14 protein-coding genes are annotated in these 17,176 nt (G+C 51.3%); 8 read left to right on the top strand and 6 right to left on the bottom strand.

The genetic code is table 11. From position 1 onward, the window contains the following. Positions 1–63: 63 nt before the first annotated feature. Positions 64–3,864 (top strand): AsmA2 domain-containing protein YhdP, encoded by a 3,801-nt coding sequence (yhdP, locus tag QUF14_RS20230; RefSeq protein ID WP_001253576.1) that lies wholly within the window; start codon positions 64–66, stop codon positions 3,862–3,864. 155 nt (positions 3,865–4,019) lie between these two features. Then, positions 4,020–5,465: a metalloprotease TldD gene (gene tldD, locus QUF14_RS20225; RefSeq protein ID WP_000055909.1), complete on the top strand. Its 1,446-nt coding sequence runs from the start codon at positions 4,020–4,022 to the stop codon at positions 5,463–5,465. Positions 5,466–5,546: 81 nt separating this feature from the next. On the opposite strand, the gene aaeR is transcribed toward tldD, so the two are convergent. Next, the gene (gene aaeR, locus QUF14_RS20220) at positions 5,547–6,476 is read right to left on the bottom strand and encodes an HTH-type transcriptional activator AaeR (RefSeq protein WP_000440317.1); all 930 of its coding nucleotides are present in this window, start codon (positions 6,474–6,476) and stop codon (positions 5,547–5,549) included. A 182-nt stretch (positions 6,477–6,658) separates the two neighbouring features. On the opposite strand from aaeR, the gene aaeX reads away from it, so the two are divergent. The 4 genes from aaeX to QUF14_RS20200 all read left to right on the top strand — a co-directional run bounded on the left by aaeX (position 6,659) and on the right by QUF14_RS20200 (position 10,139). Next, positions 6,659–6,862, top strand: a complete 204-nt coding sequence (gene aaeX, locus QUF14_RS20215; RefSeq protein WP_000051841.1) for a p-hydroxybenzoic acid efflux pump operon protein AaeX — start codon at positions 6,659–6,661, stop codon at positions 6,860–6,862. A gap of 7 nt (positions 6,863–6,869) precedes the next feature. Continuing rightward, positions 6,870–7,802: a p-hydroxybenzoic acid efflux pump subunit AaeA gene (aaeA, locus tag QUF14_RS20210; RefSeq protein WP_000854033.1), complete on the top strand. Its 933-nt coding sequence runs from the start codon at positions 6,870–6,872 to the stop codon at positions 7,800–7,802. Positions 7,803–7,807: 5 nt separating this feature from the next. Further along, positions 7,808–9,775, top strand: a complete 1,968-nt coding sequence (gene aaeB, locus QUF14_RS20205) for a p-hydroxybenzoic acid efflux pump subunit AaeB (protein WP_000510964.1) — start codon at positions 7,808–7,810, stop codon at positions 9,773–9,775. A gap of 91 nt (positions 9,776–9,866) precedes the next feature. Further along, on the top strand, positions 9,867–10,139 hold the full coding sequence (locus tag QUF14_RS20200) for a barstar family protein (protein ID WP_001029013.1): 273 nt from the start codon (positions 9,867–9,869) through the stop codon (positions 10,137–10,139). Positions 10,140–10,194: 55 nt separating this feature from the next. Here QUF14_RS20200 and yhcN read toward each other — a convergent pair whose 3' ends face one another. Both yhcN and argR read right to left on the bottom strand, forming a co-directional pair. After that, on the bottom strand, positions 10,195–10,458 hold the full coding sequence (yhcN, locus tag QUF14_RS20195) for a peroxide/acid stress response protein YhcN (protein ID WP_000695690.1): 264 nt from the start codon (positions 10,456–10,458) through the stop codon (positions 10,195–10,197). Between the two features lie 363 nt (positions 10,459–10,821). Next, a complete protein-coding gene (gene argR / locus QUF14_RS20190) occupies positions 10,822–11,292 on the bottom strand; it encodes a transcriptional regulator ArgR (RefSeq protein ID WP_001257846.1) in 471 nt (156 codons plus the stop codon). A 434-nt stretch (positions 11,293–11,726) separates the two neighbouring features. Between argR and mdh the strand changes: the two genes are divergently transcribed. Then, positions 11,727–12,665 carry a malate dehydrogenase gene (gene mdh / locus QUF14_RS20185; RefSeq protein WP_001295272.1) on the top strand — a complete coding sequence of 313 codons (939 nt, stop codon included), beginning with the start codon at positions 11,727–11,729 and terminating at the stop codon, positions 12,663–12,665. Positions 12,666–12,727: 62 nt separating this feature from the next. Here the strand turns inward: mdh and degS are convergent, their stop codons facing one another. From degS to zapG, 3 genes are all read right to left on the bottom strand, one after another. Continuing rightward, positions 12,728–13,795, bottom strand: coding sequence for an outer membrane-stress sensor serine endopeptidase DegS (degS, locus tag QUF14_RS20180; RefSeq protein WP_000497723.1), 1,068 nt, complete (start codon positions 13,793–13,795; stop codon positions 12,728–12,730). A gap of 89 nt (positions 13,796–13,884) precedes the next feature. Next, positions 13,885–15,252: a serine endoprotease DegQ gene (degQ, locus tag QUF14_RS20175; protein ID WP_001295271.1), complete on the bottom strand. Its 1,368-nt coding sequence runs from the start codon at positions 15,250–15,252 to the stop codon at positions 13,885–13,887. Between the two features lie 154 nt (positions 15,253–15,406). Then, positions 15,407–15,805 carry a Z-ring associated protein ZapG gene (gene zapG, locus QUF14_RS20170; RefSeq protein ID WP_001295270.1) on the bottom strand — a complete coding sequence of 133 codons (399 nt, stop codon included), beginning with the start codon at positions 15,803–15,805 and terminating at the stop codon, positions 15,407–15,409. A 193-nt stretch (positions 15,806–15,998) separates the two neighbouring features. On the opposite strand from zapG, the gene zapE reads away from it, so the two are divergent. Continuing rightward, complete coding sequence (gene zapE, locus QUF14_RS20165) at positions 15,999–17,126, top strand: cell division protein ZapE (protein ID WP_001192341.1); 1,128 nt, start codon at positions 15,999–16,001, stop codon at positions 17,124–17,126. The last annotated feature ends 50 nt before the right edge of the window (positions 17,127–17,176 follow it).

Raw genomic sequence — 17,176 nt, 5'->3', positions numbered from 1 at the left:
ATGCTGGGCCGCCATCCGGCAAAGGGTTTTTGAGTCACATTTTTAGCAGACAAGGAGTGACGGGTGAGGCGATTGCCGGGGATTTTACTGCTTACTGGAGCCGCGCTCGTTGTGATCGCTGCCCTGCTGGTTAGCGGCCTGCGTATTGCTTTACCGCATCTTGACGCCTGGCGTCCGGAAATCCTCAACAAAATAGAATCCGCGACTGGCATGCCGGTTGAAGCCAGTCAGCTCTCAGCCAGCTGGCAGAATTTTGGCCCGACGCTTGAAGCGCACGACATCCGTGCAGAACTAAAAGATGGCGGCGAATTTTCGGTTAAACGCGTTACTCTGGCGCTGGATGTCTGGCAAAGCTTGTTACATATGCGCTGGCAGTTTCGTGATCTCACTTTCTGGCAGCTGCGCTTTCGCACCAACACTCCTATCACCAGCGGTGGTGGTAATGATAGCCTGGAAGCCAGTCACATCAGCGATCTGTTTCTTCGTCAATTCGACCATTTCGATCTCCGCGACAGTGAAGTCAGTTTCCTGACGCCATCCGGTCAGCGCGCCGAGCTGGCGATCCCACAACTCACCTGGCTGAACGATCCACGTCGACACCGTGCGGAAGGCCTGGTAAGCCTCTCCAGCCTTACCGGACAGCACGGCGTGATGCAGGTGCGCATGGATTTGCGCGATGATGAGGGGTTGTTAAGCAATGGTCGCGTCTGGCTCCAGGCGGATGACATCGACCTGAAGCCGTGGCTCGGTAAATGGATGCAGGACAATATTGCGCTGGAAACGGCACAGTTCTCCCTTGAAGGCTGGATGACGATCGACAAAGGCGATGTAACCGGCGGTGACGTCTGGCTGAAACAGGGCGGTGCCAGCTGGTTGGGCGAGAAGCAAACGCATACGCTGTCGGTGGATAATCTTACCGCGCATATTACGCGTGAAAACCCGGGCTGGCAGTTCTCTATTCCCGACACACGGATCACGATGGACGGCAAACCCTGGCCGAGCGGAGCATTGACGCTGGCCTGGATACCGGAACAGAACGTTGGCGGCAAAGACAATAAACGCAGTGACGAACTCCGGATTCGCGCCAGTAATCTGGAGCTGGCAGGCCTGGAGGGCGTACGCCCGCTGGCCGCGAAACTTTCACCTGCACTTGGTGATGTTTGGCGCTCCACACAACCGAGCGGCAAGATTAACACTCTGGCGCTGGATATCCCGCTTCAGGCGGCAGACAAGACCCGTTTTCAGGCATCGTGGAGCGATCTGGCCTGGAAGCAATGGAAATTATTACCGGGTGCGGAACACTTCTCCGGGACGCTTTCCGGCAGCGTAGAAAATGGTTTGCTTACCGCGTCGATGAAGCAGGCAAAGATGCCTTACGAAACGGTATTCCGTGCGCCACTGGAAATCGCAGACGGCCAGGCTACGATAAGCTGGCTGAACAATGACAAAGGTTTCCAGCTGGATGGGCGTAATATTGACGTTAAAGCCAAAGCCGTCCATGCGCGCGGCGGTTTTCGTTACCTGCAACCTGCTAACGATGAACCCTGGCTGGGTATTCTGGCTGGCATCAGTACCGATGATGGTTCACAAGCCTGGCGCTATTTCCCGGAAAACTTGATGGGTAAAGACCTGGTTGATTACTTAAGTGGCGCGATTCAGGGCGGTGAAGCGGATAACGCGACGCTGGTTTATGGTGGCAATCCGCAACTCTTCCCCTATAAACACAACGAAGGTCAGTTTGAAGTGCTGGTGCCGCTGCGCAACGCGAAGTTTGCCTTCCAGCCGGACTGGCCTGCATTAACTAACCTTGATATTGAACTGGACTTTATTAACGACGGTTTATGGATGAAAACCGATGGCGTTAATCTGGGCGGCGTGCGCGCGAGTAATCTCACCGCAGTGATCCCTGACTACTCAAAAGAAAAACTGCTGATTGACGCTGACATTAAAGGTCCGGGTAAAGCCGTTGGCCCTTACTTTGATGAGACACCGCTGAAAGATTCCCTGGGTGCGACCCTGCAAGAACTCCAGCTCGACGGCGATGTGAATGCTCGCTTACATCTCGATATTCCGCTAAACGGCGAACTGGTTACCGCGAAAGGTGAAGTGACGCTGCGTAACAACAGTCTGTTTATCAAACCGCTTGATAGCACACTGAAAAATTTGAGCGGTAAATTCAGCTTTATCAATGGCGATCTGCAAAGTGAACCACTGACAGCGAACTGGTTTAATCAGCCGTTGAACGTGGATTTTTCCACCAAAGAAGGGGCAAAAGCCTACCAGGTCGCGGTGAATCTCAACGGTAACTGGCAACCAGCGAAAACCGGCGTTCTGCCTGCAGCGGTGAACGAAGCATTAAGTGGCAGCGTGGCGTGGGATGGTAAAGTGGGCATTGAGCTGCCTTATCATGCTGGCGCGACGTATAACGTAGAGCTTAACGGCGATTTGAAGAATGTGAGCAGTCACTTACCTTCACCGTTAGCCAAACCTGCGGGTGAACCACTGCCGGTAAACGTTAAGGTTGATGGCAATCTCAACAGTTTTGATTTAACCGGACAGGCTGGTGCGGATAACCATTTCAATAGCCGCTGGTTGCTTGGTCAAAAGCTGACGCTCGACCGTGCTATTTGGGCGGCAGACAGTAAAACGCTCCCGCCGTTGCCGGAACAAAGTGGTGTTGAACTCAATATGCCGCCGATGAATGGTGCCGAGTGGCTGGCCCTGTTCCAGAAAGGTGCGGCGGAGAGTGTCGGTGGTGCAGCGAGTTTCCCACAACACATAACGTTACGTACGCCTATGTTGTCGCTGGGAAATCAGCAATGGAATAATCTGAGTATTGTTTCGCAACCGACGGCAAATGGCACCCAGGTTGAGGCGCAAGGGCGTGAAATCAACGCCACGCTGGCGATGCGTAATAACGCGCCGTGGCTGGCGAATATCAAATATCTTTATTACAACCCGAGCGAGGCGAAAACTCGTGGTGATTCAACGCCGTCATCACCTTTCCCGACAACGGAGCGCATTAACTTCCGTGGCTGGCCAGACGCACAAATACGATGCGCAGAGTGCTGGTTCTGGGGGCAAAAATTCGGTCGTATTGACAGTGATCTCACTATTTCTGGCGATACGTTAACGCTGACCAATGGACTGATTGATACTGGTTTTTCGCGGCTCACTGCCGATGGTGAATGGGTTAACAATCCGGGGAATGAACGTACCTCGCTGAAAGGAAAACTGCGCGGGCAGAAAATTGATGCCGCCGCAGAATTTTTTGGTGTCACGACGCCCATACGGCAGTCGTCATTTAATGTGGATTACGATTTACACTGGCGTAAAGCACCGTGGCAGCCAGATGAGGCGACGTTGAATGGCATCATTCATACTCAACTGGGTAAAGGCGAAATTACCGAAATCAATACCGGACATGCCGGGCAATTGCTGCGCTTATTGAGCGTAGATGCCCTGATGCGTAAGCTGCGTTTTGATTTCAGAGACACTTTTGGCGAAGGGTTCTATTTTGACTCCATTCGCAGCACCGCGTGGATTAAAGACGGCGTTATGCACACCGACGACACGCTGGTGGATGGCCTGGAGGCGGATATCGCCATGAAAGGGTCGGTAAATCTGGTACGTCGCGACCTGAATATGGAAGCGGTTGTCGCACCAGAGATTTCTGCGACGGTGGGCGTGGCTGCGGCTTTTGCGGTTAACCCCATTGTTGGAGCGGCAGTATTTGCAGCCAGTAAAGTGCTGGGGCCGCTGTGGAGCAAAGTCTCCATTTTGCGCTATCACATTTCGGGTCCGCTGGACGATCCGCAAATCAACGAAGTGTTGCGCCAACCGCGTAAAGAAAAAGCGCAATGATTTGACGAGGGCGCGTAATTGCCCCAATCTCATATGATAATCGTTGCCAAAGGCCAACGAGCCGGAACATAACCGTAGGCCGGACAGGGCGTTCACGCCGCATCCGGCAGCCGTAAAAAATCCTCTACTGCAGTAACTAACGAGTAGCAAAAACGATGAGTCTGAACCTGGTAAGTGAACAATTGCTAGCGGCGAACGGCCTGAAACATCAGGACTTGTTCGCGATCCTCGGTCAACTGGCCGAACGTCGCCTTGATTATGGCGATCTCTATTTTCAGTCGAGCTATCACGAATCCTGGGTTTTAGAAGACCGCATTATTAAAGATGGTTCTTACAACATCGATCAGGGCGTTGGCGTGCGTGCAATCAGTGGTGAAAAAACCGGATTTGCTTACGCTGACCAAATCAGCCTGCTGGCGCTGGAACAGAGTGCGCAAGCGGCGCGCACCATCGTCCGTGATAGTGGTGATGGCAAAGTACAGACGCTGGGCGCGGTAGAGCATAGCCCGTTGTATACCTCGGTAGATCCGCTGCAAAGCATGAGCCGTGAAGAGAAGCTGGATATCCTGCGTCGCGTCGATAAGGTTGCCCGCGAAGCGGACAAGCGCGTACAGGAAGTGACTGCCAGCCTCAGTGGTGTCTATGAATTAATTCTGGTTGCGGCCACCGACGGCACGCTAGCGGCGGATGTTCGTCCGCTGGTGCGTCTTTCCGTGAGCGTTTTGGTCGAAGAAGATGGCAAACGCGAACGCGGTGCCAGTGGTGGCGGCGGTCGTTTTGGTTATGAGTTCTTCCTTGCCGATCTCGACGGTGAAGTCCGTGCGGATGCGTGGGCAAAAGAAGCAGTGCGTATGGCGTTGGTCAATCTTTCTGCCGTTGCTGCACCAGCGGGCACCATGCCGGTAGTACTTGGCGCAGGTTGGCCGGGCGTACTGTTACATGAGGCGGTGGGTCACGGTCTGGAAGGCGACTTCAACCGCCGTGGTACTTCGGTCTTTAGTGGTCAGGTCGGGGAGCTGGTGGCTTCTGAACTGTGTACCGTGGTTGATGACGGCACGATGGTCGATCGCCGTGGTTCGGTGGCGATTGATGACGAAGGTACGCCAGGCCAGTACAACGTGCTGATTGAGAACGGCATTCTGAAAGGCTACATGCAGGATAAACTCAACGCGCGTTTGATGGGCATGACGCCGACTGGCAACGGTCGCCGTGAATCCTACGCTCATCTGCCTATGCCGCGTATGACCAATACCTATATGCTGCCGGGTAAATCGACCCCGCAGGAAATTATTGAATCCGTTGAGTACGGTATCTATGCACCGAACTTTGGTGGCGGTCAGGTGGATATCACCTCCGGCAAATTCGTTTTCTCCACCTCAGAAGCGTATCTGATTGAAAACGGTAAAGTAACTAAACCGGTGAAAGGCGCAACGTTGATTGGTTCCGGTATCGAAACCATGCAGCAGATTTCGATGGTGGGCAACGACCTGAAACTGGATAACGGCGTGGGTGTCTGCGGTAAAGAAGGGCAAAGTTTACCGGTTGGCGTGGGCCAGCCAACGCTGAAAGTTGATAACCTGACTGTTGGCGGTACCGCGTAATCTATCCAGGCAGGTAAGCGCCGCATCAGGCATTGGTTGCCGGATGCGGCATAAACGCCTTATCCGGCCTCCGCACATGAACTACTTCTCTTTCCCGCGCCCGTGCATCTCCTGAAACAATTTACCGACCTCAACAAAATAATCCGTTAGCGAGTTGATCACGACTTGTACCTTCAGCGGCAGCTTATCTTTTTCGGTATATAACGCATAAACCGGGCGTGGATCTGACTGGTAACGTGGTAGCAGGATCTCGAGTTCCCCGCGATTGATCTCGTTGATCACCCACATCAGCGGCACGTAGGCGATCCCAGCGCCTGCAGTCAGCCAGCGCACCAGCGTCATCGGATCATTAGTCACAAATCTCCCTTGCGGGATCAGGCGAGTCGAGATCCCTTCCGGTGCGATCAGTTCAAATTCATTGTCGGGTCGCACGCTGTATTCAAGCCATGAGTGACTACTTAAATCGGCGGGTTTTTCCGGTATGCCGTATTGTGTGAGATAACTTTTTGCGGCGCACACCACCATTGGCATCGCGCCCAGACGGCGGGAAAACAGGCTGGAATCTTGCAACGCGCCGACGCGGATCACCACATCCAGACCGTCGGCAATCAGGTCGGGGGCAGGAATTCCGGTAACCAGATTAACGCTCAAACCTGGGTATTCTTTCAGCATCTTGGCTGTTAGCCCGGCGAGAACATTTTGTGCCATAGTTGAAGAACAGCCAATGCGCAGCGTCCCGATGGGGGTGTTATTGAAGGCATACAGTTGCTCATGAACATCCTGCACTTCATGAAGCATCCGACGGCAGCCCTGGTAGTAAATTCTACCGGCTTCGGTCAGGCCAATGCTGCGTGTGCTACGGTTTAACAGCTTTACCTGCAACTCATCTTCCAGTTTTGACACCGTCTGACTGATGGACGAAACGCTCATCTGTAGCTGTCTGGCGGCGGCGGTAAAAGAGCCAAATTCAACTACTTTGGCAAACACCGACATGCGTTTTAGTCGTTCCATTATTCACTCTGACTTAAAAGTGATTTAGATCACATAATATAGATAACAGCATAACAGTTACGTTAATATATTAAATATCAATCTACAGCAATGTTGCTCTCGCCCGGCTTTCCATGCCCTTCTCTGCGGCGACAGATGCTGAAAATAATAACGCCTGCTCTCTCTATACAACCAAGGTCAACATGAGTCTGTTTCCCGTTATCGTGGTGTTTGGGCTGTCCTTCCCACCGATATTTTTCGAATTGCTTTTATCACTGGCGATTTTCTGGCTGGTGCGCCGGGTACTTGTGCCAACAGGTATCTACGACTTTGTCTGGCATCCGGCGTTGTTCAACACCGCGCTCTATTGCTGCTTGTTTTATTTGATATCGCGACTGTTCGTTTGAGGTTGAAGTGAAAACACTAATAAGAAAATTCTCCCGTACGGCCATCACGGTCGTATTAGTCATTCTGGCCTTCATCGCAATTTTTAATGCCTGGGTCTATTACACCGAATCCCCGTGGACGCGTGACGCGCGCTTTAGCGCTGACGTCGTTGCGATCGCGCCGGACGTTTCTGGACTCATTACCCAGGTGAATGTTCATGATAACCAGCTGGTGAAAAAAGGACAGGTACTGTTCACCATCGACCAGCCGCGTTATCAAAAGGCGCTTGAGGAAGCGCAAGCCGATGTTGCTTATTATCAGGTACTGGCACAGGAGAAACGCCAGGAGGCCGGACGTCGTAACCGTCTCGGTGTGCAGGCGATGTCTCGCGAAGAGATCGATCAGGCCAACAACGTACTACAAACGGTTCTGCATCAGTTAGCGAAAGCGCAGGCGACCCGCGATCTGGCAAAACTGGATCTTGAACGCACGGTGATCCGCGCGCCAGCAGATGGCTGGGTGACCAACCTCAACGTCTATACCGGTGAGTTTATTACCCGTGGATCAACGGCGGTTGCGCTGGTGAAACAGAACTCCTTCTATGTACTGGCCTATATGGAAGAAACTAAGCTGGAAGGGGTGCGCCCTGGGTATCGTGCAGAGATCACGCCGCTTGGCAGTAACAAAGTGCTGAAAGGGACTGTTGATAGTGTTGCTGCTGGGGTCACCAACGCCAGCAGCACGCGTGACGACAAAGGGATGGCGACCATCGACTCTAACCTTGAATGGGTGCGTTTGGCGCAACGTGTTCCGGTTCGTATTCGTCTCGACAACCAGCAAGAGAACATCTGGCCTGCGGGCACCACTGCTACAGTGGTGGTCACTGGCAAACAAGATCGCGACGAAAGCCAGGATTCGTTCTTCCGTAAAATGGCCCATCGCCTGCGTGAGTTTGGTTAATCACGATGGGTATTTTCTCCATTGCTAACCAACATATTCGCTTTGCGGTAAAACTGGCGACCGCCATTGTACTGGCGCTGTTTGTTGGCTTTCACTTCCAGCTGGAAACGCCACGCTGGGCGGTACTGACAGCGGCGATTGTTGCCGCCGGTCCGGCCTTTGCTGCGGGAGGTGAACCGTATTCTGGCGCTATTCGCTATCGTGGCTTTTTGCGCATCATCGGCACATTTATTGGCTGTATTGCCGGACTGGTGATCATCATTGCGATGATCCGCGCACCATTATTGATGATTCTGGTGTGCTGTATTTGGGCCGGTTTTTGTACCTGGATTTCCTCGCTGGTACGAATAGAAAACTCCTATGCGTGGGGGTTGGCTGGTTATACCGCGCTGATCATTGTGATTACCATTCAGCCGGAACCGCTTCTTACGCCGCAGTTTGCCGTCGAACGTTGTAGCGAGATCGTTATCGGTATTGTGTGTGCAATTATGGCGGATTTGCTCTTTTCTCCGCGATCGATCAAACAAGAAGTGGATCGAGAGCTGGAAAGTTTGCTGGTCGCGCAATATCAATTAATGCAACTCTGTATCAAGCATGGCGATGGTGAAGTTGTCGATAAAGCCTGGGGCGATCTTGTGCGACGCACCACGGCGTTACAAGGTATGCGCAGCAACCTGAATATGGAATCTTCCCGCTGGGCGCGGGCCAATCGACGTTTAAAAGCGATCAATACGCTATCGCTGACGCTGATTACCCAATCCTGCGAAACTTATCTTATTCAGAATACGCGCCCGGAATTGATCACTGATACTTTCCGCGAATTTTTTGACACGCCGGTAGAAACCGCGCAGGACGTCCACAAGCAGCTCAAACGCCTGCGGAGAGTTATCGCCTGGACCGGGGAACGGGAAACGCCTGTCACCATTTATAGCTGGGTCGCGGCGGCAACGCGTTATCAGCTTCTCAAGCGCGGCGTTATCAGTAACACAAAAATCAACGCTACTGAAGAAGAGATCCTGCAAGGCGAACCGGAAGTCAAAGTAGAGTCAGCCGAACGTCATCATGCGATGGTTAACTTCTGGCGAACCACACTTTCCTGCATTCTGGGGACGCTTTTCTGGCTGTGGACGGGCTGGACTTCCGGCAGTGGTGCAATGGTGATGATTGCGGTAGTGACGTCACTGGCAATGCGTTTGCCGAATCCACGCATGGTGGCGATCGACTTTATTTATGGGACGCTGGCGGCGCTGCCGTTAGGGCTACTCTACTTTTTGGTGATTATCCCTAATACCCAACAAAGCATGTTATTGCTGTGTATTAGCCTGGCAGTGCTGGGATTCTTCCTTGGCATTGAAGTACAGAAACGGCGATTGGGCTCGATGGGGGCGCTGGCCAGCACCATAAACATTATCGTGCTGGATAACCCGATGACTTTCCATTTCAGTCAGTTTCTCGACAGCGCATTAGGGCAAATCGTCGGCTGTGTGCTCGCGTTCACCGTTATTTTGCTGGTGCGGGATAAATCGCGCGACAGGACTGGACGTGTACTGCTTAATCAGTTTGTTTCTGCCGCTGTTTCCGCGATGACTACCAATGTGGCACGTCGTAAAGAGAATCACCTCCCGGCACTTTATCAGCAGCTGTTTTTGCTGATGAATAAGTTCCCAGGGGATTTGCCGAAATTTCGCCTGGCACTGACGATGATTATCGCGCACCAGCGCCTGCGTGATGCGCCGATCCCGGTTAACGAGGATTTATCGGCGTTTCACCGGCAAATGCGCCGCACAGCAGACCATGTGATATCTGCCCGTAGCGATGATAAACGTCGTCGGTACTTTGGCCAGTTGCTGGAAGAACTGGAAATCTACCAGGAAAAGCTACGCATCTGGCAAGCGCCACCGCAGGTGACGGAACCAGTACATCGGCTTACGGGTATGCTCCATAAGTATCAACATGCGTTGACCGATAGTTAAGTCAAAACCGACGCCAAAAGCGTCGGTTTTTTCATGGCTATACTTAGCAATGAACGGCAGAACTCGCCGCGAAACGTGACGGTGGCAACAGATGAATATTTATACCTTTGATTTTGATGAGATTGAGAGTCAGGAGGATTTTTATCGCGACTTTAGCCAAACCTTTGGTCTGGCAAAAGATAAAGTACGCGATCTCGACTCTCTATGGGATGTGTTAATGAACGATGTCCTGCCGCTACCACTTGAGATTGAATTTGTTCATCTGGGAGAGAAAACGCGTCGCCGTTTTGGCGCGTTAATATTGCTGTTTGATGAGGCAGAGGAAGAGCTGGAAGGGCATTTGCGTTTTAATGTTCGTCATTAGCGCAAAAAAAAGCCCCCGAACCGGGGGCAATATCGTCGGACAAGACGATGAGGGTTTATTTGTACAGTTCAGCCGTAGCGTGCCAGGTGTCACCGCTACGAGCTTCAGTAATCTGGTAGGCCGTTGCGCCTTTCTCTTCCGCTTTTTTGTTCAGCATTTCACGCATATCCATTGGCGAAGACGCCACACCACTTACGGATACGGTCCCGATTGCTTCACGATTTTGTGCTTGTGCAGCATCAATGGAGTCGGCAGCGAATGCACCGAAAGAGAGAACAGAAAGTACGCTTAATGCAGCAACAGTGGTTTTGATTTTCATGATTTTTACCTCGACATAATCTTTTAGCTGGGCCTTTGTTTCGTGACCCATATCACAAAATCAAGTATACACTAATTATTGAACTAATTAATACCACACTAACTGTTTCAGTTGATACTAAGTGTTAAAAGTGTGAGTTTTAATAACAAAAAAGAATTAAAAACACGGTTATTTATTATTAATTCTATTATTTTCAATTAGATAATGAATTTTGCATAATGTGCTTTTTTAACTCATGTATTCATTATGTGAATGATATGTCGCGCTAAAACGCACTATTCGTTAAATTAATCGTAGGAGAAAGCAGGGGGATGAGAGGGAAAAGCAACATTTTCCCCGCCGCCAGAAGCGACGGGGCAGAGATTAAAGCTCCTGGTCGAACAGCTCTAAAATCGCTTCGTACAGGTCTTTGACGGTGAAACCGTTAGCAGGGGTAGTAAAGATGGTGTCATCGCCAGCGATGGTGCCCAGAATACCTTCTGCTTTGCCCAGTGAGTCCAGCAGGCGAGCAATTAACTGCGCCGCGCCAGGGCTGGTATGAATCACGACAACTGCATCGTTGTAGTCTATATCCAGCACCAGATTCTTCAATGGACTGGAGGTAGTTGGTACACCCAGTTCAGCTGGCAGGCAGTAAACCATTTCCATTTTGGCATTGCGTGTACGTACAGCACCAAACTTGGTCAACATCCGCGAGACTTTAGACTGATTAATATTGTCAAAGCCTTGCTCCTGCAACGCGGCGACGATTTCGCCCTGGGAGCTAAATTTCTCTTCTTTAAGTAATGCTTTAAATGCTTTAACTAGTTCTTCTTGCTTAGCCGAGCTTCGCATAAGTCACCCGATATGGTGGTTGATACAACATTATTGTGCATACAGATGAATTTTTATGCAAACAGTCAGCCCTGAAGAAGGCTGAAATAATGTTATGAAAGAGCGGGATTTTATCAAATTTCGTTATTGAGAAACATGCCTGCGTCACGGCATGCAAATTCTGCTTAAAAGTAAATTAATTGTTATCAAATTGATGTTGTTTTGGCTGAACGGTAGGGTATATTGTCACCACCTGTTGGAATGTTGCGCTAATGCATAAGCGACTGTTAATTACGTAAGTTAGGTTCCTGATTACGGCAATTAAATGCATAAACGCTAAACTTGCGTGACTACACATTCTTGAGATGTGGTCATTGTAAACGGCAATTTTGTGGATTAAGGTCGCGGCAGCGGAGCAACATATCTTAGTTTATCAATATAATAAGGAGTTTAGGATGAAAGTCGCAGTCCTCGGCGCTGCTGGCGGTATTGGCCAGGCGCTTGCACTACTGTTAAAAACCCAACTGCCTTCAGGTTCAGAACTCTCTCTGTATGATATCGCTCCAGTGACTCCCGGTGTGGCTGTCGATCTGAGCCATATCCCTACTGCTGTGAAAATCAAAGGTTTTTCTGGTGAAGATGCGACTCCGGCGCTGGAAGGCGCAGATGTCGTTCTTATCTCTGCAGGTGTAGCGCGTAAACCGGGTATGGATCGTTCCGACCTGTTTAACGTTAACGCCGGCATCGTGAAAAATCTGGTACAGCAAGTTGCGAAAACCTGCCCAAAAGCGTGCATTGGTATTATCACTAACCCGGTTAACACCACAGTTGCGATTGCTGCTGAAGTGCTGAAAAAAGCCGGAGTTTATGACAAAAACAAACTGTTCGGCGTTACTACGCTGGATATCATTCGTTCCAACACCTTTGTTGCGGAACTGAAAGGCAAACAGCCGGGCGAAGTTGAAGTGCCGGTAATTGGCGGTCACTCTGGTGTTACCATTCTGCCGCTGCTGTCACAGGTTCCTGGCGTTAGTTTTACTGAGCAGGAAGTGGCTGATCTGACCAAACGTATCCAGAACGCGGGTACTGAGGTGGTTGAAGCGAAAGCCGGTGGCGGGTCTGCAACCCTGTCTATGGGCCAGGCAGCTGCACGTTTTGGTCTGTCTCTGGTTCGCGCACTACAGGGCGAACAAGGCGTTGTCGAATGTGCCTACGTTGAAGGCGACGGTCAGTACGCACGTTTCTTCTCTCAACCGCTGCTGCTGGGTAAAAACGGCGTGGAAGAGCGTAAATCTATCGGCACCCTGAGCGCATTTGAACAGAACGCGCTGGAAGGTATGCTGGATACGCTGAAGAAAGATATCGCCCTGGGCGAAGAGTTCGTTAATAAGTAATTGATTAGCGGATAATAAAAAACCGGAGCACAGACTCCGGTTTTTTGTTTTGAGCGCACGAATTAATTGGTTGCCGGATATTCCTGAATGGTGACCTGCAGCGTTAACTGCTTATCATCACGCATCACGACAACCGGGATCACCGAGCCAGGGCGAATTTCCGCCACCTGATCCATCGTCTCCAGAGCAGAGATGGCCGGTTTGTTATCCACCGAAATAATCAAATCATTGACCTGTATACCCGCATTCGCCGCCGGGCCGTCAGGTGACACTTCATTAACCACGATCCCTTGCAGTTGATCTATACCACCGCCCTGCGCGTGCAGTGGTGCGATCTCACGTCCGCCGATACCAATGTAGCCGCGGATCACGCGACCATCGCGGATCAGCTTATCCATAATTTTGGTTGCTAACTGGAAAGGAATCGCAAAGCCGATGCCTTCCGGCGTTTCGCCATCGTTACTCTTATCAAACGACAGCGTGTTAATGCCCATCAGTTCGCCCAGCGAGTTCACCAGTGCGCCGCCAGAGTTACCGTGGTTAATGGAAGCATCGGTTTGCAGGAAGTTTTGCCGCCCGGTCGGGTTCAGACCAATTCGACCCGTGGCACTAATAATCCCCTGGGTAATGGTCTGCCCGAGGTTGTACGGGTTACCGATCGCCAGTACCACGTCACCAATGTGCGGTACGCGACGTGCATTGATTGGAATGGTAGGTAAACCGCCAGTGGCATTAATTTTAAGTACCGCCAGATCGGTTAGAGAGTCAGATCCCACCAGCAATGCTTCAAATACACGTCCATCTTGTAAGGCGACGATGATCTGATCGGCGTCGTTGATGACGTGTTTATTGGTGATGATATAACCGCGTTGATCCATGATTACACCGGATCCCAGGGTGCGGATCTCAAGCTGGTTGTGAGAGTTGGTGTTCAAACCACGGTTGTAAACGTTAACCACCGCTGGCGCGGCGCGGCGAACTGCCAGATTATAGCTGGCAGGCGTCTCATCGGTACTGTCAAATTGCGGAGTGGAAAGCGGGTTAAGGCTGCGCAGCGAAGGCATGGCAACCAGCAGAATAGCGCCGACAATTAATCCAATCGCAACGGAACGTAAGAGCTTCACAAACATGATGGAGGCGTCATTAAAAAAGGGAACGACAGCAGCATACCACGAGTTAACCGGACATCACACGTCAGCCTGATGCCCGGTTTACGACATTAACGCATCAGCAAATAGATGCTTTCATTGCCGCGTACAATTTGCAGGGCGATGATGGCCGGTTTTGCCGCCAGCACTTTACGCATTTCAGCAATCGAGTTCACCCGATCGCGGTTGACACCAATGATCACATCGTCTTTTTGCAAGCCTGCCTGAGCAGCTGGGCTTCCTTTGACAACCTCATCGATCTTAATACCTTTGCCGCCATCTTTTAGCTGACCATCGCTCAACGTTGCACCTTCCAGCGCTGGCGTGATCATTTCAGCACTGGCTGACGAAGAGGTACTGGTATCGAGCGTCACTTCTACTTCCAGTGGTTTGCCATTACGCAGCAGGCCGAGCTTTACTTTCGTGCCCGGCTCGGTGGTTGCGATACGAGAGCGCAACTCAGCAAAGCTATTCAGTGGTTTGCCGTTGAGGCTGGTAATAATATCACCCGCTTTGACGCCCGCTTTTGCCGAGCCAGAACCTGGCAGCACTTCGCTGACAAACGCGCCACGCTGTACGTCAAGGTTGAAGGCTTTGGCGATATCGGCACTCATCTCGGTGCCTTTGATGCCTAACAGACCGCGTTTGATTTCACCAAAGTCGATAAGCTGCTGCGCCAGTGTTCGCGCCATATTACTGGGGATGGCAAATCCAATCCCGACGCTCCCACCGCCAGGCGCAAGGATTGCAGTGTTGATGCCAATTAACTCACCGTTAAGGTTTAACAGTGCACCGCCGGAGTTACCGCGGTTAATGGAAGCATCTGTCTGGATAAAGTTTTCAAGACCTTCAAGATTCAACCCGCTGCGGCCTAATGCGGAAACAATGCCAGAGGTGGCGGTTTGCCCAAGGCCAAATGGGTTACCGACCGCCACGGCAAAATCACCGACGCGCAATTTATCGGAGTCGGCAATAGCGATTTGCGTTAATTTGCTCGGGTTTTGAATTTGCAACAGGGCGATATCGCTCTGGTCATCGCTACCAATCAGTTTTGCATCAAACTCGCGCCCATCATTGAGCTGAATACTGATTTTCTGTGCCTGATTAATCACATGGTTGTTAGTCAGCACATAGCCTTTACTGGCGTTGATGATGACACCGGAGCCTAAACCTTCGAAAGGTTGTGCAGGTTGATCCGGTAAATCATCACCAAAAAACTTTTTGAATTCTTCCGGGATTTTCTGTCCCTGACTGGCCGTTCCTTCCACTCGTACGCTCACCACTGCCGGAAGCACTTTTTCTAGCATTGGAGCCAAACTGGGGAGGGGGGCCTGATCGGCAACCTGGCCTGGAATCGACGCAACGGCCTGAAATGACGCCGAGAGAGTTAACCCGACACTTAACGCTAATGCACTCAACAGCTGGGTTTGTTTTTTCATTATTCCTGCTCTCGTACCTGAATGATAAGAAAAGAGATTCAAAACAGTTTGATGTTATTGAATTTTCAGACGGCTAACAATGAGACACCAGATTAAATGATAGTCGGGGGAGGGAAAGAAGAGGAGGGCGCAATGGCTGCGCCCGAAAAATAAATTAGTCGCGCTTCGCGCCAGTACGCAGCAGGCCTGACGCGCCTTCAGAATAGTCGCGTGGCATTTGCACCGGTGCCTGATCGTTGCTGGCTTCAGACTCTGCCAGACGATTACGGAACGGGTTTGCTTCAGCAGACAGTTCCGGCAGCAGGCTGCTGGAGCTTTTCGCCATGTGTTGATACAGCTGGCGATAGTCGTGCGCCATGGTATCCAGTAATTCCGCGCTGCGGGCAAAGTGGCTAACCAGCTCTTCGCGATACTCGTCCAGTTCAGCTTTATTCTTTTCCAGTTCGTACTGCAACGCCTGTTGCTGGCGTAGTTTACGATTACCAAAACGCATGGCCACAGCACCAATAATGATGCCGACGACTAACCCAATTAGCGCATATTCCCAGGTCATGAACATCTCCCGTTGTCTTTTGTTTCCGTAGGGTGTTGGCTTCAGGCTCCATGCCTGCGGCTGATTATGCCACTATAACCGTTAATTCCACAGAAGTGGAATCCCGACTGCATATCGCGTAGTGTAGAACGGCCTTTTTTTCGTCAACCGTGAACAACGGCGCACCGATTATTCAAGGAATAACAATAAGATCATGCAAAGCGTTACCCCAACATCGCAATACCTGAAGGCGCTCAATGAAGGCAGCCATCAACCCGACGACGTTCAAAAAGAGGCCGTCAGCCGCCTGGAAATTATTTATCAGGAACTCATCAATAGCACGCCTCCAGCCCCCAGGACGAGTGGGCTAATGGCGCGGGTCGGTAAACTGTGGGGTAAACGCGAAGACACAAAGCATACGCCAGTGCGTGGCTTATATATGTGGGGCGGGGTAGGACGCGGGAAAACCTGGCTGATGGACCTTTTCTATCAAAGCCTGCCGGGAGAGCGGAAACAGCGTCTGCACTTTCACCGTTTTATGCTGCGGGTACATGAAGAGCTAACTGCTTTGCAGGGGCAGACCGATCCGCTGGAAATTATTGCCGATCGCTTTAAAGCAGAAACTGACGTGCTCTGTTTTGACGAATTTTTTGTTTCTGATATTACCGATGCCATGCTACTTGGCGGCCTGATGAAAGCCCTGTTCGCCCGCGGTATTACCCTGGTAGCGACGTCAAATATTCCGCCGGACGAACTTTATCGAAATGGCCTGCAACGTGCGCGTTTTTTGCCTGCAATCGATGCCATTAAACAGCATTGTGATGTAATGAACGTGGACGCCGGTGTTGATTATCGACTGCGTACGCTCACTCAGGCGCACCTGTGGCTTTCGCCACTCAACGATGAAACCCGGACGCAAATGGACAAACTGTGGTTGGCGCTGGCGGGGGCGAAACGAGAAAATTCACCGACGTTAGAAATCAACCATCGGCCATTGGCGACAATGGGCGTCGAGAACCAGACGCTGGCGGTCTCTTTTACTACGCTGTGCGTCGACGCCCGTAGTCAGCATGACTATATTGCGCTCTCACGCCTCTTTCACACGGTCATGTTGTTTGATGTACCAGTTATGACGCGGTTGATGGAGAGCGAAGCGCGGCGCTTTATTGCGCTGGTGGATGAGTTTTACGAGCGCCATGTCAAATTAGTGGTGAGTGCAGAAGTGCCGCTGTATGAAATTTATCAGGGCGATCGGCTGAAGTTTGAGTTCCAGCGTTGCCTGTCACGTCTGCAAGAGATGCAAAGCGAAGAGTATCTGAAGCGCGAGCATTTGGCGGGTTAAAACCTGCCACAAATCACAAAAAGGGGTCGATCTTTGACCCCGACTTCTCT

This window comes from Escherichia sp. HH091_1A (assembly GCF_030295175.1).
Classification (GTDB): domain Bacteria; phylum Pseudomonadota; class Gammaproteobacteria; order Enterobacterales; family Enterobacteriaceae; genus Escherichia; species Escherichia coli_F.
The sequence above is the reverse complement of the archived record's forward strand: the minus strand, read 5'-3'. Positions and strand labels throughout refer to the sequence as shown.

Coding starts and splice junctions, on each gene's coding strand:
- degQ (WP_001295271.1), bottom strand. CDS start 15,252: ATGAAAAAACAAACCCAGCTGTTGAGTGCATTAGCGTTAAGTGTCGGG.
- argR (WP_001257846.1), bottom strand. CDS start 11,292: ATGCGAAGCTCGGCTAAGCAAGAAGAACTAGTTAAAGCATTTAAAGCA.
- mdh (WP_001295272.1), top strand. CDS start 11,727: ATGAAAGTCGCAGTCCTCGGCGCTGCTGGCGGTATTGGCCAGGCGCTT.
- QUF14_RS20200 (WP_001029013.1), top strand. CDS start 9,867: ATGAATATTTATACCTTTGATTTTGATGAGATTGAGAGTCAGGAGGAT.
- zapE (WP_001192341.1), top strand. CDS start 15,999: ATGCAAAGCGTTACCCCAACATCGCAATACCTGAAGGCGCTCAATGAA.
- tldD (WP_000055909.1), top strand. CDS start 4,020: ATGAGTCTGAACCTGGTAAGTGAACAATTGCTAGCGGCGAACGGCCTG.
- zapG (WP_001295270.1), bottom strand. CDS start 15,805: ATGACCTGGGAATATGCGCTAATTGGGTTAGTCGTCGGCATCATTATT.
- aaeX (WP_000051841.1), top strand. CDS start 6,659: ATGAGTCTGTTTCCCGTTATCGTGGTGTTTGGGCTGTCCTTCCCACCG.
- aaeB (WP_000510964.1), top strand. CDS start 7,808: ATGGGTATTTTCTCCATTGCTAACCAACATATTCGCTTTGCGGTAAAA.
- aaeR (WP_000440317.1), bottom strand. CDS start 6,476: ATGGAACGACTAAAACGCATGTCGGTGTTTGCCAAAGTAGTTGAATTT.
- yhcN (WP_000695690.1), bottom strand. CDS start 10,458: ATGAAAATCAAAACCACTGTTGCTGCATTAAGCGTACTTTCTGTTCTC.
- degS (WP_000497723.1), bottom strand. CDS start 13,795: ATGTTTGTGAAGCTCTTACGTTCCGTTGCGATTGGATTAATTGTCGGC.